The organism is Bacillus sp. FJAT-27916, from assembly GCF_001183965.1.
In the GTDB taxonomy this organism is placed as follows: domain Bacteria; phylum Bacillota; class Bacilli; order Bacillales; family Pradoshiaceae; genus Pradoshia.
In genome coordinates this window covers 3,588,956-3,610,405 of the sequence record NZ_LFZV01000001.1, presented here as the reverse complement: position 1 = coordinate 3,610,405, position 21,450 = coordinate 3,588,956, and the positions used below count along the sequence as shown (strand labels likewise).

Here is a 21,450-nt window from a genome sequence, read left to right as displayed (position 1 = left end):
AAAAAATAATCATTAACTCAATCATTTGACGCATAAAAAAATGCAGGATAATGGAGGTTTCAAAATGGAACAAGTATTAACGAAAGTACAAGACGCATGGAGAGGATTTGCTGGTGGAGACTGGCAGAAAGAAGTTAACACACGTGACTTCATCATGAAAAACATCACTCCATACACTGGAAATGACGAATTCTTAGCAGGTCCAACAGAAGCAACTAACCAACTATGGGCACAAGTAATGGATCTTACAAAACAAGAACGCGAAGCAGGCGGCGTGCTTGATCTCGATTCTAAAGTAGTATCTACTATTACTTCCCACGGTCCAGGATACTTAAATAAAGAGCTTGAAACGATTGTTGGTTTCCAAACTGACAAACCATTCAAACGCTCACTTCAACCATTCGGCGGAATCCGCATGGCAGTAAATGCTGCTGAATCTTACGGTTTCACAGTTGATGAAGAAGTACAAAAAATCTTTACTGACTACCGCAAAACACATAACCAAGGCGTATTCGATGCTTACACAGACGAAATGAAGCTTGCTCGTAAAGCTGGTATCATCACTGGTCTTCCAGATGCTTACGGACGTGGACGCATCATCGGTGACTACCGTCGTGTAGCTCTATATGGTGTAGACTTCTTGATCTCTGAGCGTAAAACAGAATTGAAAAACTTTGGTGCGAGAACAATGTCTGAGGATGTTATTCGCCAACGTGAAGAATTGAGCGAACAAATTCGCGCATTAAACGAATTAAAACAATTAGCTGAAATCTACGGCTTCGATATCTCTAAACCAGCTACAAATGCGAAAGAAGCTGTTCAATGGTTATACTTCGGTTACCTTGCAGCAATCAAGGAGCAAAATGGTGCGGCAATGTCTCTAGGACGTACATCTTCATTCCTAGATATCTACATTGAGCGTGACCTTCGTGAAGGTACATTAACAGAAGTTGAAGCACAAGAGATCGTTGACCACTTCATCATGAAGCTGCGTCTTGTGAAATTTGCTCGTACTCCTGATTACAACCAATTGTTCAGCGGTGACCCAACATGGGTAACAGAATCAATCGGTGGTATGGCATTAGACGGCAGAACACTTGTTACAAAGAACTCCTTCCGTTTCTTGCACACATTATCTAACCTTGGACCAGCTCCAGAGCCAAACTTGACTGTATTATGGTCTACTAAGCTTCCTGAAGGATTCAAGAAGTTCTGTGCTAAAATGTCTATCGAAACTAGTGCAATTCAGTACGAAAACGATGACATCATGATCAAAGAATATGGTGATGACTACGGTATCGCATGCTGCGTATCTGCTATGCGTATCGGTAAACAAATGCAATTCTTCGGCGCTCGTGCGAACCTTGCGAAAGCATTGCTTTACGCTATCAACGGCGGTGTCGATGAAAAACTTAAAATTCAAGTAGCTCCTAACTTCGCGCCAATCACATCTGATGTGCTTGATTTCGATGAAGTAATGGAGAAATTCGATAGCATGATGGAATGGCTTGCAGAGCTTTACATCAACACATTGAACGTTATTCACTACATGCATGATAAATACAGCTACGAGCGCATTGAAATGGCTCTTCACGATGTTGAGATCCTTCGCACAATGGCGGCTGGTATCGCTGGATTGTCTGTAGCGGCTGACTCCTTAAGTGCCATCAAATATGGTAAAGTAGAAGTAATCCGTGACGAAAACGGCCTTGCAGTTGATTTCAAAACAACTGGCGATTTCCCTAAATACGGAAACAACGATGATCGCGTAGACAGCATGGCAGTAGATCTTGTTAAACGCTTCATGATCAAATTGAAAAAACATAAAACTTACCGTGACTCTGTTCACACACAATCTGTTCTTACAATTACTTCCAACGTAGTGTATGGTAAGAAAACAGGTAACACACCAGATGGACGTCGCGCTGGCGAGCCATTCGCTCCTGGTGCAAACCCAATGCACGGACGTGATACAAAAGGTGCTCTTGCTTCCCTATCATCTGTAGCAAAGCTTCCATATGAGTACTCTTTAGATGGTATCTCTAACACATTCTCTATGGTGCCAAAAGCGCTTGGTCGTGATGAAGAACAACGTGTAGCGAACCTCGCGGCAATCCTTGATGGTTATGCAGCAAACACTGGTCACCACCTAAACATCAACGTGTTCAACCGTGATACATTGCTTGATGCGATGGAACACCCAGAAGAGTATCCGCAATTGACAATCCGTGTATCCGGATATGCGGTTAACTTCATCAAGTTGACTCGTGAGCAGCAAATCGATGTTATCAACCGTACGTTCCACGAAACAATGTAATAGAATAGAAGATTACTTCTAGAACAAAACAGAGTCTCCCTGTTAAAAGGCAGGGGGACTCTCTTATAAAAACGAACTTACATTTTTTTGCAAAGAAAGGATGGGATCTCATGATATACGGGAATATTCACTCTGTTGAAACTTGCGGAACAGTAGATGGCCCAGGGATCCGATATATAGTATTTACTCAAGGCTGCTTGTTACGCTGCCAATACTGCCATAATGCTGATACATGGAAAATCGGTACTGGTAATAAAATGACACCGGATGAAATCGTGGCAGAGGCCGTTCAATATAAAGCATTTATGGATGCATCTGGCGGCGGTATTACAGTCAGCGGCGGAGAGCCGCTTTTGCAAATACCGTTTCTGATTGAATTGTTCAAGCAATGCAAGGAAAAAGGCATTCATACAACAATTGATACATCAGGCGGATGCTATGCAAACACACCTGAGTTCCATGCGCAGCTTGAAGAGTTGTTGAAATATACGGACTTGATTCTTCTCGATTTGAAGCATATTGACAGCAAACGCCATATTAAACTCACAGGCAAGCCGAATGAAAACATTCTGGAATTTGCCCGTTATCTCTCTGATAAGAAAATGCCAGTTTGGATCAGACACGTGTTAGTGCCGACCATCAATGATCAGGATGAATATTTGGAGCGTTTAGGTGACTTCATCGGTACACTAGAAAATGTTGAGAAGGTAGAAATTCTGCCTTATCACCAGCTTGGTGTCTACAAATGGGAAACCCTCGGTTATAAATATCCGCTATCTGAGATTAGCTCCCCAAGTGATGAATCTGTCGAACATGCATATCAGATGTTAACAAGAAACTTAAAGAAGCCTGTTACTCAAGGCTGATATCGAGTAAGATAGGGTAGAGGAGATGATTCCTCTACCTTTTTCTGTCAAAAAGGAGGAAAGTTTGATGCTAGTCAAATGGAATGCTGAGGAGAGAAAGCAAATCATCAGTGATATTCAATATTTTTTTCACCAGGAACGTGACGAGGAGATTGGTGAACTAGCTGCAGGAAGCATCCTTGACTTCTTTGCTGAACAAATTGGCGCACACTATTACAACGCCGGAGTCAAGGATGCAGTAAAGCAGGCAGAGGCACATGCAAGCCGATTAGAAGAGGATTTATATGCCCTGCTTAGGCAAGGGAACAAACGATAAAGAGAAAGCCCGTATCAGGACATTAATGTCTTAAGATACGGGCTGTTTATTTTATATTTAGATTCGTTTGGCACCGACGTAGCGTTTCTTCCAATAAGAGTTGCTAAGCTTGTCGACTTTGACTCCTTTTGAAGCAGCGTGAATCATCTTATTATTGCCCATATAGATCGCTACATGGGATACACCCTTGCCGGATGTATTGAAGAAGATGAGGTCGCCCTTTTTCAATTTGGATTTAGAGATTTTTTTGCCTTTTTTGTATAGGGCTGAAGATGTTCGTGGAACAGTCTTGCCGGTAGCTTTCTTGATTGTGTATTTCACAAATCCTGAACAATCAAACCCTCTAGGAGTTATGCCGCCCCATTTATATGGAGTACCGATATATTTCTTTCCAGTAGTAATGATCTTATTGTTGCTCGTCGCTGAAAAGGCAGCGGATGCTTCTGATTGACCCGGTCCAAATGGCACAAGAATAGACGACAAAAGAATCGTTACAGCAATGATAAATTTTTTCACTAGTGACCCCCGGTTTATATATTTGGCAGCTTTGGTAAATCGTACCGCCTTTTCTCTACTTTTCTACTATAACTAAAATACTAGTTTCATGGGTTACAGCCTCATTAGAGTTGTTTGACAAGAATATTACAATAAAACACTACTATCGACATAAATGTTAAAAATAACAAATGAAAATTAGGATGAATTACTCAATTAAAATCCTTTTTACACGTTTTTAGAAGAAAAGATAAATTTACTTATGTGTCAAAAGGTAGAGGGTCGGTAATAGAGAAAAGAAGTTTAGTTATTTCCCAAAAAGATTATTCACTTTTAAATAAATGTCTTTTTACCCATTATGAATACTGATCTATATGGAGAGGGGAAATGTTGTTAAGGAATGAGAGGCAGAGCCGATATTAAGTAAGATAAAAGATTAGTAGAGAACGGGTGAAGAGAATGGATAAGGCATCATTTATTGGTATCGTACTGGCAATCATTTCAGTTGGCGCAGGAATGGTTATGAAGGGAGTGGAAATATCAGTTCTTGTAAATCCGGCTGCTATTTTAATTATATTGATAGGGACAGCCGCCGCTGTGTTTATCGCATTTCCAACAAATGAATTGTTGAAGGTACCGAAGCTAATTAAGATTATTTTTTCGCAGGAAAAGACAATCTCGTATGACGAATTAATATATACATTTTCAGAATGGGCTCAAATTGCCCGTAAGGAAGGCCTTCTTGCATTAGAGAAAATTTCTGAAACGGTGGAGGATACATTCCTGCGTAATGGTCTGAATTTGGCGGGGGAAGGGCAAAGTGCTGAATACATAAGAAATATCCTGTCTGACGAGATTGAGGCAATGGAGGAGCGGCACGCTGTCGGCTCGCAAATATTTACGCAAGCAGGTACTTATGCACCGACATTAGGTGTATTGGGAGCTGTTGTTGGGCTGATTGCTGCATTGGGGAATATGAGTGATACTGAGGTGCTCGGGCATGCCATTAGTGCCGCTTTCGTCGCGACATTGTTAGGGATCTTTACCGGGTACTTATTATGGCACCCGTTCGCCAATAAGCTGAAACGGAAGTCCAGAGAGGAAGCTAGGCGTAAAGAAATGATGATTGAAGGGATTCTCTCTATTCTAGATGGGGAGGCACCACGCACAATTGAACAGAAGCTGTCCTCATATTTACCGGCAGCGGAACGAAAAAAATGGTTGGAAGGCGGGATGAGAGACCATGTCCAGGCGACGAAACAAGAAATCTCATGAGGAGCATATGTCCGAATCCTGGCTTCTGCCCTACAGTGACCTTTTAACCCTGTTGCTTGCTCTATTTATCGTTCTATTTGCCATGAGCTCGGTGGATTCGCAAAAGTTTACGGAGCTCTCCCGCGCCTTTAATATGGCGTTTGAGGGCGGAACAGGTGTGCTTGAGAACAATAGCCCGATGCCTGATGGGATGCTGACGGGCATGGAGGGAGAAGAAGGGACAGAAAAGGAGAAGGAAGAGAAGAAAAAAGAGGTCACTGCTGATGCGGAAATTGAGAAGCTTACTTATATCCAGCAAAGGATGAATGCCTATATTGCGGAGAATCATCTTGCTGAAAAGCTGGAAACCTCACTCACGGATGAGGGGCTGCTTTTGACCATTCGCGATAATGTTCTCTTCGATTCTGGTGTCGCTGAGGTGAGGGAGAGAGATAAATATATTGCAAGGGAGATCGCCTCCTTGCTGGTTATGGATCCTCCACGTAATATCATCATCAGCGGGCATACCGATAATGTACCAATCCGTACGGTTGACTATGAATCCAATTGGGAGCTTAGCGTAATGCGTGCGGTGAATTTCATGAAGCTCTTGCAGGAAAATGAGAAATTGAACCCCGCATGGTTCAGTGCTAAAGGGTTTGGTGAGTATAAACCTGTAGCTGAGAATAAGACTGAGGCTGGAAAGGCAAGAAATAGACGGGTGGAAATCTTGATACTTCCCCGCACATCGCTTGATGATAAGAATTGATTAAGTGAACAGCATGATCCTAGAATTTGGGACGTGCTTTTTTGAATTGTCTAAATATGGTTTATAAACACCTCTACCGGGAACAGATGGAATGAGAAACATTTCATTACAACGGGAGGAATGGATTATGGGTAAAAAAATTGCATGTGTGATGACAGATTTATTCGAGGATGTTGAATACACCGACCCAGCTAAGTCATTCAAAGAGGCTGGACATGAAGTAATTACCATTGGCTTCGAAAAAGGGAAAACCGTTGAAGGAAAACAGGGACAGGAGCAGGTGGCCATTGACAAAGGAATTGATGAAGTCACACCTGATGAGTATGATGCATTATTCATCCCAGGAGGCTTCTCTCCAGACCAACTTCGCGGTGATGAGCGCTTTGTCGCATTCGCCAAAGCATTCATGGATGAGAAAAAGCCTGTCTTTGCCATTTGCCATGGTCCTCAATTGCTTATTACTGCCAAGGCACTTGAAGGCCGTGATGTAACCGGATATAAATCCATTAAAGTAGATTTGGAATATGCAGGTGCGACATACCATGACCAAGAGGTATTCGTATGCGGCAAACAGCTTGTTACAAGCAGGCAGCCGGATGATATTCCTGCTTTTAACCGTGAGTCTTTGGCATTGCTGAATAAATAAAATAAAAGGGGAAGGACTTATTGAAATGTCCTTCCCCTTTCTGCTTATTTCTTTAGATTGCCTAGTTCTTCCACGATGGCTTGCATTTCGCTTGGACTGAAGCGGTCCTTTGCCATGACCATTTCGTAAATGTCGAGCAGGTCCTCATAGGAACTGTCTGTGAAGCTTTCTGGCTTCATGGCAGCTGCATTGATCATTTGTAATTTTCCTTGTATGGATGAAATGATATGCTCAACGTTCTCCGGGCTTTTCTTAGATAAATCCATCAACTGAATCATCCCTCGCTTTTATGATTGATAGCCTTTATTTTTCCATTTATCTATACGGGTGTCAAACAGTTATTTAGCGTATAGTTAAAGAGAGGATCGAATAAGGGAGCTTTCATTCAAAATTGGGAGATTATGTTTACAACCCCTCTGATATAGGTAAATCTATTGTATGAAACAGAAAAATAAAAGGAGTGGAATAGAATGAGAAACAGAAAAAGCAATAAGCTATGGCTCGGTATTTTAGGCGGCGCAGTCGCAGGAATCGCAATCAGCTTGCTTGACCGCAACACGCGTAATTCTGTGATGAACGGAAGCAAAAGTATGGTGACCAATGTGAAATCAGTGGCGAAGAATCCTGATGATCTTGTTGGAAGTTTGAAGGAAATGAGCGGAAAGCTGCGTACAAGCATTGAGCAAATCAGCGAGGATGTTGCCTTCATCTCAAGCAAGGTCGATGAAATGAAGGAAGTGCCGCCGCAAGTAGCGGGTGTCATCAAAGAAACGAAGGAAGTTGTCGTAGATAAGCATACGAATGATGATGATGTGAATGACCAAGCATCCATGAATAAGAATGCCACTTCTACTTCCATCCAATAATCCACTTTAAGGAGGAACTGATGTGGCGAAAGTTGTGACGGATGTCGATCGGTATAAGAAGAAATCCCTTCTAAAACATCTCTACGAAAAGATCAAGGAAGATGAAATCACTGGGCTTGCAGCCCAGTTGGCCTATTACTTTTTATTATCAATCTTTCCAATGTTAATATTCACGATTACGCTTTTGCCGTATTTTCCGATATCAACCGAGGATATTATCAGCATGCTTGATGCGTATGTACCAGATGATTCAGTAGATTTACTTGAGTCAAGTCTTGCGACAATCATGGAATCCCGTAATGGCGGCTTGTTGTCTTTCGGGATCTTGGCAACCATTTGGTCCGCATCGAATGGGATTAATGCCATCATTCGGGCACTGAATCATGCGTATGATGTAGAAGAGAACCGTTCCTTTATCGTTAGCAGGGCACTAGCCCTCGTCCTGACGCTGGCTATGATTTTCGTTGTAGTCGTGTCGCTGCTGCTTCCGATTTTCGGAAGAATGATTCTTGAGGTTGTCTTCGATATCCTGGGATTTGAGCCATCCTATGTATACACGTTACTGCGCTGGACCATTTCAATCGCAGTTACTACCTTTGTCTTCACGATGCTCTATTGGCTTGCTCCAAATATCAAGATATCTCTTAAGTCAGCATGGCCTGGAGCGTTGTTCGCAAGTATTGGATGGGCATTATCCTCGCTGGCCTTCTCTTTCTATGTCAACTCATTTGGCAACTATACATCTACGTATGGAAGTTTAGGCGGATTAATTGTCTTGATGCTCTGGTTCTATCTATCAGGACTGGTCATAATTGTCGGTGGAGAAATAAACGCAGTTTTACGCCATAATCGAGCAAAGAAATAGAGGGGACTTTCCTTTAGGGGAGGTCTTTTTTATTGCGATTTAATGGGACCCTTAGTTTACTCGCTGAATGAAAATGGTGTAATCAGAGGAGCTATTATGGATTTAAGAAGAAAAGTACGAGAAATCATGCAAACAGCCTTTCGGTAATTTCAAGATGAAATTTTTTAGGTGTTCTACAATGAAGGGTGATTTTTAAGGTATGGACGAAAAACAAAGTGTAAGGGCGAGAGTTACAGTGTAAGGGCGAAAAATCCGGCATATGGGCGATAACAACAGCGGTATGTCGCTAACTTCAAAGGGGAGCGGAAACCTCGTCTCCCCAGCAGCACCTTCTCCCAGCAAAAAAAGCCCGCTCCCGAAGAGGAGCGGACTCAATTATACTTATTTCTTAAGATTTAAGCAGGCGCAATCCGTTCAAAATGACGAGGATTGTACTTCCTTCATGTCCGATGACACCGAATGGTAGGTCGAGGACTTGGAAGAAGTTTGAGCAGATGAGCACCATGATAACGGTGATGGAGAAGATGACATTTTGGCGAATGATCCGGTTCATTCTCTTCGATAGTTTAATAGCTTCTGAAATCTTTGGTAAATCATTCTTCATCAAGACGATATCAGCTGTTTCAAGCGCTACATCTGTACCTTCTCCCATGGCGATTCCAATGGATGCACTTGCGAGAGCAGGAGCATCATTAATACCGTCACCAACCATGGCGACTGTTGTGTATTCCTCACGGAGTTTCTTGATTTCCTCCACTTTGCGCTCTGGAAGGCATTCTGCCACATAACCGGCTAAATGGCTTTCTTTGGCGATAGCATGAGCTGTTCTTTCGTTATCACCAGTCAGCATGCATGTGTAGACACCCTGGCTCTTCAAGGCTTCTAACGCACCTCTTGTTTCGCTGCGGACAACATCCTTCAGGGCGATGATTCCAGCTATGCCGTGTTCGTCCTGGACGAATGATAAAGTTTTTCCGTCTGCAGCCAATACATCGGCAATCCCGTCTTTAAATGTATTAGCTGCTTCGCGGCCGACAAAATCCTTTTTGCCAATTTTGTAATGGCGGCCTTCTACAGTTCCGGCTACACCAAATCCGGATACCTCTTCAGAGTCAACACGCGGAAGAGATTCTTGATAGGCTTCCTTCACATAGTTGACGATGGATTGGGCAAGCGGGTGATTCGAATTCTGTTCAATAGATGCCACACTTAGCATGAACGCCTTTTGGTCAATATCGTCCCGTGTAATGATATCAGTGACCACAGGCTTTCCTTGTGTAAGGGTACCTGTTTTATCAAAGGCAATGGCTTTGACATTGCCAAGCTGCTCGAGATGGACCCCTCCTTTAAAGAGGATTCCGTTTTTCGCCCCGTTTGAGATAGCAGCCAATGTTGCTGGCATAATAGAGGCGACAAGTGCACATGGAGATGCGACAACTAAAAGCACCATAGCTCTATAGAACGTTTCTGTCCAAGACCAGCCTAGCACGTAATGCGGCAGGAACATCATAACGGCGACGACAACAAGAACGGTTTTCACATACGTATCCTCAAAGCGCTCAATGAATAATTGGGATGGTGATTTTTCACTTTGAGCATTTTGGACGAGCGTGATGATTTTTTGGAACAGGGTTTCGCTATTTGGCTTTGTTACTTCGACTCTAATGGTGCCGGTTGCATTCACTGTGCCGGCGAATACCTCGTAGCCGGGCTTTTTGCTAACAGGGATTGATTCCCCTGTAATGGCAGCCTCGTCAATGGCCGTTTCACCGACTTTAATAATCCCGTCAGATGGTACCCTCTCACCTGGTTTGATCAGGATTAAATCGCCGACCTTTAATTCACTGACAGCGACGATTTCTTCTTTATCACCGACAATTCTTAATGCCTCCTCTGGCTGCAAATTCATCAAGGAGGAGATTTCTTTATGGCTCTTATTCATGGTATAAGTCTCAAGGGCTCCGCTTAAGGAGAAGATGAAGATTAAAACGGCACCTTCTGTCCAGTAGCCAATCATGGCTGAACCGACAGCGGCCAGAATCATCAGGAGCTCAACGTTAAGCTTCTTCTCCTCAATAGTTTGGGTAATGCCTTCCTTCGCTTTTGCGTAGCCGCCAATTACATAGGCAAGTATATACGTAATCGCTGAAGCGGTGGCTAAGTCTTGGTTGGATAAAAACCAACCAAGTAAGATAAGCAAGCCGCTTACCCCAGCTGCGAGTAGTTCCCATAAGGAGCTGAATTTCTCAGAGAAGTTCTTCCATTTATTCGGCTTTTGTGGTGTAGTTTGTGAGCTGCTGCTGTTAATAACAGTATCCATCTTTTTTTCCTCCTTTTGGCCTAATTGAGAATGCTAATCATCTAATTAAGAAAATTTCATTTTAATTGAGAATAATATTCATCATCATTAGGGATATAAAACAGCATTTGCTGCCGCTTTTTACAGCGACAGCAAAGGGTTTGCTTTCTTATTTATAATTATTATTATTTACTTCTCTTTATAATTATTATAACATACCCGCTATCGGTTGTTAAGTGGTATTATTTATATGGTTATTTAATTTACTGGAGGAACTTAGAGTGAGTGCAAAGAAATTTTTTACATATCCGGCAGGTGTACTGGCATCTGCTATGGGAGCGACCTTTTTGTGGGGGAGCGCCATTCCGGTCGTTAAGAAGAGCTATGAGCATTTTGGTATTGCCTCCGGAGAGTTTGGGAAGCAAATGCTGTTTGCTGGCTATCGATTCTTCTTGGCTGGGTTATTATTATGGTTCATCTTTTATCTTTGGAAGGGGATTGCGCTTCCGAAGAGAAAGGATGTTTTTCCACTTATAAAGGTGGGGTTGTTTCAGACATTTCTGCAATATGTGTTCTTTTATATTGGACTTAGTCTCTCCACAGGAGTACAAGGGTCTATTATTGCTGGGACAACGACATTCTTTCAAATCATTTTCGCTCACTTCATTTATGTAGATGATAAACTGAGCATGAGAAAAATCGCCGGCATGATTATTGGGTTTGCGGGTGTTGTGCTTGCCAATACGAATGGCGGTCATGTGGATATTCATTTCAGTACAGGGGAATGGCTGTTGATTGCCGCGATGATGGCAAGTGCTTTTGGAAATATTCAGGCTAAGCAAGCGAGCAGGGAAATACCAGTTGGTGTGCTGACATCGTGGCAAATGATGATGGGCGGGGCTGCCCTTGCTGTAATTGGGGTTAGCTTAGAAGGGCCGATTCCCTTCTATTTTGATTGGATATCTGCTTTGCTGCTCTTGTATTTATCCTTTGTGTCAGCAACGGGATTCTTCATTTGGAATAATGTGATGAAGTACAATCCGGTCGGCAAGGTTTCAATGTACTTATTCCTTGTGCCGGTATTCGGTGTTCTTCTATCTACTATCTTATTAAATGAAACCTTGCAGGCAATGGTGTTAGTCTCCTTATGTTTAGTGGCGGCAGGCATCATTATCGTTAACCGAGAAAAACAGGCTTAAGGCACCAGTTTGCTTTCGTTTTCTGGGGATAGAAAAAGGTATGCACCTCATATAGAGGAGTGCATACCTTTTTTTGTGTCTTCATACTTTGGTTTAAACAGACTGACTGCAGTTAATATTATAATCAGCATAGCACCGAGCACGAGAAGGAAGTTGCCGCCAGGCATGAATTGAATCGCCAGCCCGCCGAAAAAGGGGCCAGCAATGCTTCCGATACTGAAGACAACGCCGAATATAATGTTACCTGCTGGAAGCAGCTGGGGCGGCAGGAGGTCAGTCATATAGCTCATGCCAAGTGAAAAGGTAGATCCGACGAACATACCGGCGATGAAGATGGCCGCAAATAAACCAATTGCCGTCTGCTCAATAAACCCTGCTGTAAGGAACGTGGCTGATCCTCCAAGCAGAATCAGCACTAGTACACGCTTTCTCCCGATTGTATCGCTTAACATCCCAAGCGGAATTTGAGAGACAAGGCTGCCGATGGCAAAGGCAGGCAGGATAAAGGATACTTGCTGAATATCTAAATCAAGCCTTAAAGCATAAACCGGGAAGTTCCCATTTAATGAGGCTTCAAGAAACCCATAGCCAAATGGCGGAAGGAAAGCTACCCATGCGTATTTCGCTACTTTTTTGAAACGGCGGAGCGTGCCAAGGAAATTGGCGCTTTCCATGTCCTCCTCCGGATGCTCGTTCTTAAGCAGGAAAACCGTCAGCCATGCAAGCAGGCTGATGATGGAGGCAGCCATGAAGGGTAGTGAGCGATTGATTTCAATCAGATTGGTTAACATAGGCCCTGCGGCAAAACCGAGGCTGAAGGAAAGTCCGTAAACGGCCAGGTTCCGTCCCCTTTTGTGCATAGGCGTGAAGGCTGTAATCCACGTCTGGGTAGTGAAGTGAAGGGTGTGATCCCCGATTCCAATGATCATTCGCAGAAGGAACCAAAACCAGAAGGAATCCAGGAATGGAAACAAGAGAAACGCACACACTACCGTCATGCCGCCAAACATGATAAGCGGTTTGTAACCAAATTTTCGTAATGGGATCTCCATAAACGGGGAGATTAATAATATGCCTAGGTAGAGACCTGTCGCATTTAAACCATTCATTGAGGAACTAATCCCATCCTGTTCAAAAATGATGGATATAAGCGGAAGCAGCATGCCTTGCGAGAAACCTGATACTCCGACAAGGATGATGAGCGACCAAAACCGTATTCTTTCATATTGTGTATTCATTCTTTTATGCTCCTCGTTCTGTCTGAAATAAATGTTAAGTTTCTTTATGTATTTTGGCAATAGTAATAGTAGCAATTATCAAAAATATTTTTCTTGCTGTAAAGGAGATTGTAATGGGACAAAAAATCTTTTTCATTCTAATTATTATTGGATTGCCGCTTTCAATAGCGGGTTCATTGCTTGGATGGCCAAGCCTGTTGATGTTCGCCGTCTATTGTTTGACGATTATCGCACTTGCGAGTTTCATGGGGAGAGCGACGGAAAGCTTAGCCATTATTGCCGGGCCAAGGATTGGCGGTCTGTTAAATGCGACATTCGGAAATGCGGTTGAGCTGATCATCTCCATCTTCTCCTTAAAAGCGGGACTTATTGGAATCGTACTTGCTTCATTGACAGGGAGTGTCATAGGCAATTTACTACTAGTAACGGGGGCTTCCTTTTTCCTCGGAGGGTTGAAATTTAAACGGCAGAAATTCAATGTGTTTGATGCCCGCCATAATGCAGGGCTAATGACATTTGGTGTTTTGGTTGCCTTCATTATACCTGAGGTGTTTGCTGGAGAGATTGATGCTGACAAACAAATGGTGCTGAGTGCAGGGATTTCGATTATCCTTATTCTTCTCTATATCGCGGCCCTGTACTTCAAGCTCGTCACTCACCGCGGGGTTTATAGCCGTCAAGATGAGGGACAGGCCCTTATAGAGGAAGAGGAGGAGCCGGAGTGGGGAAAGAGAAGGGCAATTATCGTCCTAGCTCTTGCTACACTTGCTGTTGCTTATGTATCGGAGAATTTGGTCCATACATTTGAGGTTGTCGGCGAACAGCTTGGATGGACAGAGCTGTTCATTGGGGTTATTATTGTCGCAATTGTCGGGAATGCGGCTGAGCATGCATCCGCTGTTATCTTTGCGTTCAAAAATAAAATGGACATAGCAGTCGAAATTGCCGTTGGCTCGACGCTTCAGGTGGCTATGTTTGTCGCGCCGGTGCTCGTGCTGGTTTCCTTCCTGTTCGAGGAGCAGATGCCGCTTGTCTTCACGCTGCCGGAGCTAGTAGCTATGGCCCTGTCTGTGCTCTTAATGATTGTTATCACCAATGATGGAGAGTCAAACTGGTTTGAAGGGCTTACCCTGATTGCGGCATATGTGCTGATGGGGCTCGGATTTTATTTAATATAGGAATGTGAAAAAGGACCCTGAATGCGCTATATGCGTGTTCAGGGTCCTTTATAAGTGTTCCTGTACGTTCATAATAAAAGCCAAATGCCATTCAACAAATAGGATAGTCTACTCGAGTTACCTGGCTATTGGTCACCGCCTTTTCATGGATAGTGGTCCGCGGCATTTTGCAAACTGACGAAATCGATAACGTGCTTTTGCTTCGTGAGGATTGTTTCGATAAGCATTCCTCCCAGTGGTTTTTGCTGGTTAGTGATTTCGCCTCCTTTGCTGTTGGTTAGGACTATAATAACATGCATGCAGACTTTTGTAAATATTCTGAAATTTACAAAATTGTTACAAGTGAACCATGGTCGCTTTATTTTTGTGACAATAATATGGAAAAATAAATCAGCTTATTAACTGCATAGATTTCTGCTTGCTGACAGAAAATAACGGCACAAAATTCTTTTAGGCAGACTTTATGAAGGGCAGATCAGAGCGTTCTTTGATAAAGTCTTTTGTTCTCAATGAAAGGAGTTCCATGCATGAAGAAGAGTGCATTTATTTTATTGTCCGCGATGATGCTTTTTCTCGTTCCTGCTGAACATTTTGCTGCTCCTCCCGTTAAGCTTGAACAAAAAAGCACGGAAGCAAAATACAAGATTCCTGATTCTGTTTTATCAATCAATAAAGAGAATACGTACCCGAATGTCAGCCAGGATATTCCAACACTTGAGCCGAGTGAGCTTTCGAAGCAATTGCTTGATTCCAGCAATGTCAAAATTGAGAACCCTGAGCTGATTCATATGCTGAATGAAACAAATATCGGGACAAATCCAGTCGCATTTTGGTATAGAGCAACAATCTATTTAGGGAAATGGGCACTCAATTATGAGTCAATGGAAACTTCGCCAAACTGGGAATACCAGAAGGTTAATACGAACTTCTATGACAATCGCGGCGGCAATGCTAATTTTCAAATTCACTATGTACAAGAGACACAGAAGGTTGTTAAAGGCGGCTTAACAGCAAAGATTCCATCGAGTGGTGATGTTCAGAAAATGATGCTGATGAGGGCTTCCGCAAATTCTAAGCTTCCTCTTGCTTTTGAGACAGTCGTTGGTGCAGGTACGAAGAAGGACCGTATTTATAATATACCGCCAAAACGGCTTGGTTATTTATATACGTATGCTCCTGCCATTAATGAAAAGGGAAAGGTGACATATGGTGAGGTATATCTTGTCCTTAAGGGCAGCAAGCGGGAGATTATTGTGAAGAATGTGACCTCGCAAGGAATAGGAGCATGGATTCCTATCCAAGATCATGCCTCATTTGAATTCAAGGCCGCTGTGCGTCCAAGCTGATGATTGTTACGGCTTCAAAGAAAACAGGCTGGTTGAAGCCTGTTTTTCTGTTGCAGACAGGCGAATTATCGTTTACGATAGGAGTTATCCCGGATAGGAGACTTCCGCCTAAAAAGAAATCATCTGTCCGAAAGCGTCCGATTGATTTAACTAACAATCAGCGAGGATAAAAATCCCCGTTAAATGGAAGGTTCATCTTATGTGAAAGGAGTCGGATTACGCGTGACAACACCGATTTATAATAGAGAAGATCAAGTGAGATATTTAAAGGACCGCCTCGAATTGTTTATTGAGGTATTAAACCAAATGGAGCCTGAGACAACTGACGTGGAAGATATTGACCGTTTAATTGAGATGGTTGATTCTATTGAGGAGAAATTCCAAAGCTTTAAAAACCGTCCGGATGCAGAGCCTGAAGCCTAAGTGCTTTAGGCTTTTTTTATTGTATAATTCCTGTCCTTCAGCAAAAAATATACAGACTAACTTTTTACGATTAGGAGGGACATCGGTGAAAAAGACCATCATTACATGCTTGTCAGTCTTAATGATGTTTGGGCTATGTCTCGGCACCGCGCAGGCTGTCTCAAATGTCCGCTATGATTGGGGATTTAATAAAGGTAAGAACGAGGAGCCGGCAGATGCTGGGCCGAAATACAATGCCATCGTGGAGAAATACGGGGCGATTTATAAGGTTGAAACAACAAAGAAGGAGATCTATCTTACCTTTGATAACGGCTATGAGAATGGGTATACCGAGAAGGTATTGGATGTATTGAAGGAACATAAGGTACCGGCGGCCTTCTTTGTTACAGGGCACTATTTAAAAACAGCTGAGCCGCTTGTGAAGCGGATGGTGAAGGAAGGGCATATTATCGGGAACCATTCCTGGAATCATCCTGACTTCACTCATGTTTCAGATGATAAATTAAAAGAAGAGCTCGATACCGTTAAGCAGAAAACAGCGGAATTGACCGGGCAAAAGGAAATGAAGTATATGCGTCCGCCTCGCGGAATTTTTAGCGAGAGGACTCTCCAGCTATGCAATGACCTAGGATATAAGCATATACTTTGGTCAGTTGCCTTTCTTGATTGGGATGTGAACCGTCAGCAGGGATGGAAATATTCCTATGATAACATCATGGCGCAAGTACACCCTGGGGCGATTATCTTGCTTCACTCTGTATCGCGTGACAATGCCGAGGCACTGGGCAAAGCCATTACCGATTTGAAAAAGCGCGGATACACCTTTAAGAGTCTGGATGAACTGCCTGCTATAAAAGCACCTGAGAAAAAAGAGCCGAATGATTTGAAGAGCTAGAGAGAATGCAGCTAAATCCTTAACGAAGTGAAAGGGTTTAGCTGCTTTTTTTTTGTGAAGGTTAAAGGAATGTACCGCGAATTTCCTGTTATGGAATAAAAATATTCAATAAAGGGTTTTCATACTTCGTTACAATAGAATATATAGACTAAAATAGATGGAGCGGTGTTCACAGCAAAGCTGTTATATGTGGAGTGAATACTCAATAAATGTTTCAATGGATTATTAATAGACTAGAAGAATGAGGAGAGTCACGCAGATGAAACCAATCAAAACAGCTATTATTGGATACGGGCTATCAGGTTCTAAATTCCATGCCCCGTTTATTCAAGATATGAAGGAATTTGAGTTATCCGCAATTGTTGTTCGTAATCCAGAGAAGATTCATGCTGGTGTACAGGATATCCCTGTATATGAATCGATTGAAAAGGTGCTTGAGGAAAAGCCGGAAATTGAATTAGTCATCATCTCAACTCCGACACCAACTCACTATTCTATAGCGAAAACAGCGATTCAAGCTGGTAAGCATTTAATCGTCGAAAAGCCATTTGTGGTAACGATTGAAGAAGGTGAAGAACTGATTGCCTTGGCGAAAGAGCATAACACGGTCTTAAGTGTTTACCAAAACCGCCGCTGGGACGGTGATTATCTGACAGTGAAGGATTTGATTGACTCTGGAAGATTAGGGAATGTACATACGATTGAAATGAACTGGGACCGCTACCGCAAGGAAGTGCGCGACCGATGGAAGGAAAACGATATCCCGGGAAGCGGTGTATTTTATGATATCGCTCCGCATATGCTTGACCAAGCCTTGTGTTTGTGGGGAGAGCCATCTGCGATTTATGGGAATTTGCAAAAGCAGCGAGAAGGAGCGAAGGCAACCGATTACTTCCATGTTGTCCTTGAATATGAGAAGGGAAGTATTCTCATTCGCGGGGGCACATTGGTTGCGGCTCAAACACCGCGATTTGCTATTCATGGATCTGAAGGCTCCTATATTGTTTGCGGTCATGATCCTCAAGAGGCGCAGCTGCAAGCGGGTATCATGCCAAATGACGAAGAGTATGGCAAGCGGGATGAAAACCGCGTCAGTCTTTTGGTGAAACCGGATGGAACGAAAGAAAGAATCGAGGTCGCTATTGGTCATTATGCAGACTATTTCAAACAAGTCGCAGACGCCATCCGCGAAGGAAGTGAAGTCCCAGTAACAGGTGAAGAGGGCTTAGCGGTTATTCGTTTAATTGAAGCCGGCATTGAGAGTGCGAAAGAGAAGAAGATTGTGATTAATTAAGTATAAATACATGAACCATAGGAGGCAGAGGAAGTTCTGTCTCCTATGGTTTTTTTGTTGGATTTAGGTCGAAAGGCATCTAGATAAATGCTAAGCACAGGAAGAGCAGGGTGCCCTCGAAGTAGAGGGTTCTGGCTGAATCCGAAGGACTTAATAGAAGGCTGTTTTCGTATGGATTGTTGCTAATGAGCCATAAAAAAAGAGACAGCTTGTTTGCTGTCTCCGTTGTTTAACGAAAGCCCCCGTTTGTTTAAGTACGTTCTTTCACATACTTAACCACACAGTTCAGCTAAATAAAAATTTTAATTTTCACTTTTTATTTTATTCTATACCAGGTATAGAAATAGTAGCCACTTCCCCATTAATTGTGCCACTAAATACATAAATAGGTTGATAAAATCCTTTAGAATCCAGCTCATACGCTTGCTTTACTTGTTGAATTTGCAGTTTCTTAATATTTTTATCAGTCTTAAACTTGCCATCTAATATTTCGTTATAAGCTTGTTGTTCACTTTTTAACTTAATTTCTCTTACCTTTTCATACGTGATTAAGTTATTTACAACACTTTTTATCGTTTTATCTTGATAATAATCCACATTCAATGTCCCATCAATTAACTGGCCGTCTGTTTCGAATTGATTGACCCTCCATTCATACTGCCCTACATCCACTTTTTCAAATTGTGAAGTTTCAGGAATGGTAATCCCCATTTCTTGAAGAGATAATGTTAATGTTTGTTCATCTGTGTCAGCAGGTTCAACATCAAAACTTGAAAAATCGGTAAGTTCATAGGACCCATCTAAAAAGTGAAGCCATATAAAATACGAGGGATCCCCGTGATAGCGATAATTCGCTTCATTTTGATAATCAATAATTTCTATTGAAGATGTATCAACCTTGAGTTTCCCAAATATTTCATATGCCTTTTGCTGCGCTTCGTCCTTCGTTAAACTTGGTGCCTTGTAAACAGTTGCTACAGGGTGTTCGTCATTGAATGTTAGCGTCGTTGATACCCTCGCATCTTCCATATTCACCTTAACAGCAGGGATGATGGCTAAATTTCCAAACTCTTTTTGCTCATAATATATAAACATTCCTAGTGATAATACAATGACAAATAGCAATGGCATTAATGATAACACACGTAATGCCCATCGTTTCACTATGAAAGCCTTCACTAAACCAAAGCCAATCAATGCACCTAATATATTATTAAATAAATCATCTAATTCAAAAATGCCAACACCTGTTATGTATTGTGCGGCTTCAATGAATCCAGTGAATAACACCGCAGCAAGTAACGTCCAACCTATTGCAAAAAAGCGTTTAGATAATAGCGGCAGGAGAAAGCCAAGTGGCACAAACATCGCAATATTAAAATAAATATATTGCCAATCACGTACACTAAAATAATACCAAGCTTCCCGATATGAGCTAAATAGTGCTAAATTGACATTCCCTTCATAATTTGCTCCTCGATTCAGTAGCGTTAGCGCACATACTGAGACGATATATAAAATAAACAAAGAAGAAACAACTACTTGTTTACCTTTCAATCGCTTATCGCCAGCAAACTTTTTTAAAAAAATAAATCGATACCCTATAAAGAAAACTAAACAAATAATAATTGTTGCACTTAGTGCAAACACAAAATTGCGTTGTAACATCAGAATTATTTCTTCTAATCTCAAGTCTGCTCCCCCTATGGCGATTTAAGAATCACTTATTATTTTAACAGAATTATATAATACAATTTCCATTTTTTTAAAATTTTTATTTCAATAAAAATTACACTCAAACCGTTATTTGGAAACTTTTCTTAAAAGAATGTTATTCAACAATATGGCCCGATTGTTGAACATAAGTTGAACATCGATTTGCAACTAAACGTAGCAATAGGTAAGCGTTTGAAGTTATCTCCGGCTTTTCCCCTGCTCCACACGGAACGTGCCAGTTTCCAAGCATTCCGCGTTCCATCTGGCGATGGTTTTGATTATAAGTTTCAAGTTACTCTTATTGATTTGGATTATATGATAGGTTCTAACTCGCACTTTTCCCGATATTTATTGATTTTCTCTAATATCGGTGGCGTGATATCCAAACTTTTTATGAGTATATTCATCTTAGTTGTATCTGTCATATGGATTAGTTTGTGTACATCTTTGTAGAGAATGCGTAAGTTATTGAACTTGTCATTTCCGCCGAGATGTACTGGCACGTAGTGATGACAGTGTACATCCCGTGCTTGTAGAAATTGTCCTGTAATTTCACATTTTCCTTGTTTCATACTATATCGACTGATTCGATTGTCCATATATTCGACACTTCGTGTCGGGATATTTGACTCCATTAGCAAGGCAATTTCTTGCTTGATATTCTTATGCAAATTCTTATGAATTAGCGCTCGGCCTTCAACTGTGAATAGTGTCAGACTTTGTGTGAAACAAATAGTGTTCTTTGTCTGAACATTCGCAAGAGGGAAGAGATGAATACCAGCAATTTCAAATGTCTTGAACCTCAAACTGTATAACTTCTTATAGGTTGGCGGCGGATTCGCTGGATGGGCGTATTTCCCGACTGGTTTAAGACGATTGTACATAGATGCACCTATATCATAAGCAAGACGTGAGAAGGCTAAGTTGACATGTGTAGCTCGATTAAAGTAATTATGCAGCCCTAAGACAAAGCTATTAAATCGCAAAGCATTTTGAGTCGTTGGTGAGGCTCGAAGTGCCTCAATTCGTTTCCTCGCTTCATCTTTTATTTTCTGTATCTTTTCGGCTTTCACAAAAGTATGGGCCACACGTTTTTCACCTTTGCGAATGGCACGTATCGTAAATCCAAGAAAGGCTGATTCATGTTTCCGCAGATTAATTACTTTTGATTTTTCCGGTGAAATGTCAAGTTTTAAACGCTCTTTCAGAAAAAGCTTAACGGCATGATACCATTTTTCGGCTGTCTTCCAGTCCCGACATAAGATTTTAAAGTCGTCGGCATAGCGAACTATATAACCTTCTTTTAACTTTGTGTGAATCTTTGCATAGCGTTCACCTTCGCGTGTCGTATATGGCTTATCAAGAGGGAAGAGTTCCCACTGATTCGCTATCCATTGATCTAATTCATTCAAAACCACATTAGATAATAACGGGGATAGTAGTCCACCTTGCGGTGAACCCTTTTCCG

Annotated in this window: 20 protein-coding genes; 14 read left to right on the top strand and 6 right to left on the bottom strand. The window is 42.0% G+C overall.

From position 1 onward, the window contains the following. The first annotated feature begins 64 nt into the window (after positions 1 to 64). From pflB to AC622_RS17665, 3 genes are all read left to right on the top strand, one after another. Positions 65 to 2,317 carry a formate C-acetyltransferase gene (gene pflB, locus AC622_RS17675; protein WP_049672249.1) on the top strand — a complete coding sequence of 751 codons (2,253 nt, stop codon included), beginning with the start codon at positions 65 to 67 and terminating at the stop codon, positions 2,315 to 2,317. A 110-nt stretch (positions 2,318 to 2,427) separates the two neighbouring features. Next, positions 2,428 to 3,183 (top strand): pyruvate formate-lyase-activating protein, encoded by a 756-nt coding sequence (gene pflA / locus AC622_RS17670; protein WP_049672248.1) that lies wholly within the window; start codon positions 2,428 to 2,430, stop codon positions 3,181 to 3,183. 67 nt (positions 3,184 to 3,250) lie between these two features. Further along, the gene (locus AC622_RS17665) at positions 3,251 to 3,499 is read left to right on the top strand and encodes a DUF2164 domain-containing protein (protein WP_049672247.1); all 249 of its coding nucleotides are present in this window, start codon (positions 3,251 to 3,253) and stop codon (positions 3,497 to 3,499) included. 57 nt (positions 3,500 to 3,556) lie between these two features. On the opposite strand, the gene AC622_RS17660 is transcribed toward AC622_RS17665, so the two are convergent. Then, positions 3,557 to 4,015, bottom strand: coding sequence for a C40 family peptidase (locus AC622_RS17660; RefSeq protein ID WP_049672246.1), 459 nt, complete (start codon positions 4,013 to 4,015; stop codon positions 3,557 to 3,559). 438 nt (positions 4,016 to 4,453) lie between these two features. Here AC622_RS17660 and motA point away from each other — a divergent pair, with 438 nt between their 5' ends. The 3 genes from motA (at position 4,454) to AC622_RS17645 (ending at position 6,663) form a co-directional block, all read left to right on the top strand. Continuing rightward, positions 4,454 to 5,269 (top strand): flagellar motor stator protein MotA, encoded by an 816-nt coding sequence (gene motA, locus AC622_RS17655; protein WP_049672245.1) that lies wholly within the window; start codon positions 4,454 to 4,456, stop codon positions 5,267 to 5,269. Then, entirely contained in the window at positions 5,238 to 6,017 is a 780-nt protein-coding gene (gene motB / locus AC622_RS17650) for a flagellar motor protein MotB (protein WP_049672244.1), read from the top strand. Before motA ends, motB begins: the two co-directional genes overlap by 32 nt. Positions 6,018 to 6,144: 127 nt before the next feature. Beyond that, positions 6,145 to 6,663, top strand: a complete 519-nt coding sequence (locus tag AC622_RS17645) for a type 1 glutamine amidotransferase domain-containing protein (protein WP_049672243.1) — start codon at positions 6,145 to 6,147, stop codon at positions 6,661 to 6,663. A 44-nt stretch (positions 6,664 to 6,707) separates the two neighbouring features. Here AC622_RS17645 and AC622_RS17640 read toward each other — a convergent pair whose 3' ends face one another. Continuing rightward, the gene (locus tag AC622_RS17640) at positions 6,708 to 6,929 is read right to left on the bottom strand and encodes a DUF1128 domain-containing protein (protein WP_049672242.1); all 222 of its coding nucleotides are present in this window, start codon (positions 6,927 to 6,929) and stop codon (positions 6,708 to 6,710) included. A gap of 204 nt (positions 6,930 to 7,133) precedes the next feature. Here AC622_RS17640 and AC622_RS17635 point away from each other — a divergent pair, with 204 nt between their 5' ends. Continuing rightward, entirely contained in the window at positions 7,134 to 7,529 is a 396-nt protein-coding gene (locus tag AC622_RS17635) for a YtxH domain-containing protein (RefSeq protein WP_049672241.1), read from the top strand. Between the two features lie 22 nt (positions 7,530 to 7,551). Further along, complete coding sequence (locus AC622_RS17630) at positions 7,552 to 8,394, top strand: YihY/virulence factor BrkB family protein (protein WP_082197204.1); 843 nt, start codon at positions 7,552 to 7,554, stop codon at positions 8,392 to 8,394. A gap of 388 nt (positions 8,395 to 8,782) precedes the next feature. On the opposite strand, the gene AC622_RS17625 is transcribed toward AC622_RS17630, so the two are convergent. Next, a complete protein-coding gene (locus AC622_RS17625) occupies positions 8,783 to 10,714 on the bottom strand; it encodes a heavy metal translocating P-type ATPase (RefSeq protein ID WP_049672240.1) in 1,932 nt (643 codons plus the stop codon). 260 nt (positions 10,715 to 10,974) lie between these two features. Between AC622_RS17625 and AC622_RS17620 the strand changes: the two genes are divergently transcribed. Beyond that, positions 10,975 to 11,892, top strand: a complete 918-nt coding sequence (locus AC622_RS17620; protein WP_156185661.1) for a DMT family transporter — start codon at positions 10,975 to 10,977, stop codon at positions 11,890 to 11,892. A 47-nt stretch (positions 11,893 to 11,939) separates the two neighbouring features. On the opposite strand, the gene AC622_RS17615 is transcribed toward AC622_RS17620, so the two are convergent. Next, positions 11,940 to 13,130 carry an MFS transporter gene (locus AC622_RS17615; RefSeq protein WP_049672239.1) on the bottom strand — a complete coding sequence of 397 codons (1,191 nt, stop codon included), beginning with the start codon at positions 13,128 to 13,130 and terminating at the stop codon, positions 11,940 to 11,942. A gap of 86 nt (positions 13,131 to 13,216) precedes the next feature. Between AC622_RS17615 and cax the strand changes: the two genes are divergently transcribed. From cax to AC622_RS17590, 5 genes are all read left to right on the top strand, one after another. After that, positions 13,217 to 14,308: a calcium/proton exchanger gene (cax, locus tag AC622_RS17610; protein ID WP_269431805.1), complete on the top strand. Its 1,092-nt coding sequence runs from the start codon at positions 13,217 to 13,219 to the stop codon at positions 14,306 to 14,308. 527 nt (positions 14,309 to 14,835) lie between these two features. Next, a complete protein-coding gene (locus tag AC622_RS17605; RefSeq protein ID WP_049672237.1) occupies positions 14,836 to 15,654 on the top strand; it encodes a YfkD famly protein in 819 nt (272 codons plus the stop codon). 222 nt (positions 15,655 to 15,876) lie between these two features. Then, positions 15,877 to 16,077: an SE1561 family protein gene (locus AC622_RS17600; protein WP_197089995.1), complete on the top strand. Its 201-nt coding sequence runs from the start codon at positions 15,877 to 15,879 to the stop codon at positions 16,075 to 16,077. An 85-nt stretch (positions 16,078 to 16,162) separates the two neighbouring features. Next, positions 16,163 to 16,972 carry a delta-lactam-biosynthetic de-N-acetylase gene (pdaA, locus tag AC622_RS17595; RefSeq protein WP_439803457.1) on the top strand — a complete coding sequence of 270 codons (810 nt, stop codon included), beginning with the start codon at positions 16,163 to 16,165 and terminating at the stop codon, positions 16,970 to 16,972. A 259-nt stretch (positions 16,973 to 17,231) separates the two neighbouring features. Continuing rightward, complete coding sequence (locus tag AC622_RS17590; RefSeq protein WP_049672235.1) at positions 17,232 to 18,266, top strand: oxidoreductase; 1,035 nt, start codon at positions 17,232 to 17,234, stop codon at positions 18,264 to 18,266. A 321-nt stretch (positions 18,267 to 18,587) separates the two neighbouring features. Here AC622_RS17590 and AC622_RS17585 read toward each other — a convergent pair whose 3' ends face one another. Beyond that, positions 18,588 to 19,958 (bottom strand): VanZ family protein, encoded by a 1,371-nt coding sequence (locus tag AC622_RS17585; RefSeq protein ID WP_049672234.1) that lies wholly within the window; start codon positions 19,956 to 19,958, stop codon positions 18,588 to 18,590. Between the two features lie 335 nt (positions 19,959 to 20,293). Further along, positions 20,294 to 21,450: group II intron reverse transcriptase (locus AC622_RS17580; protein ID WP_269431771.1), on the bottom strand; the 1,157-nt coding region annotated here is incomplete at its 5' end.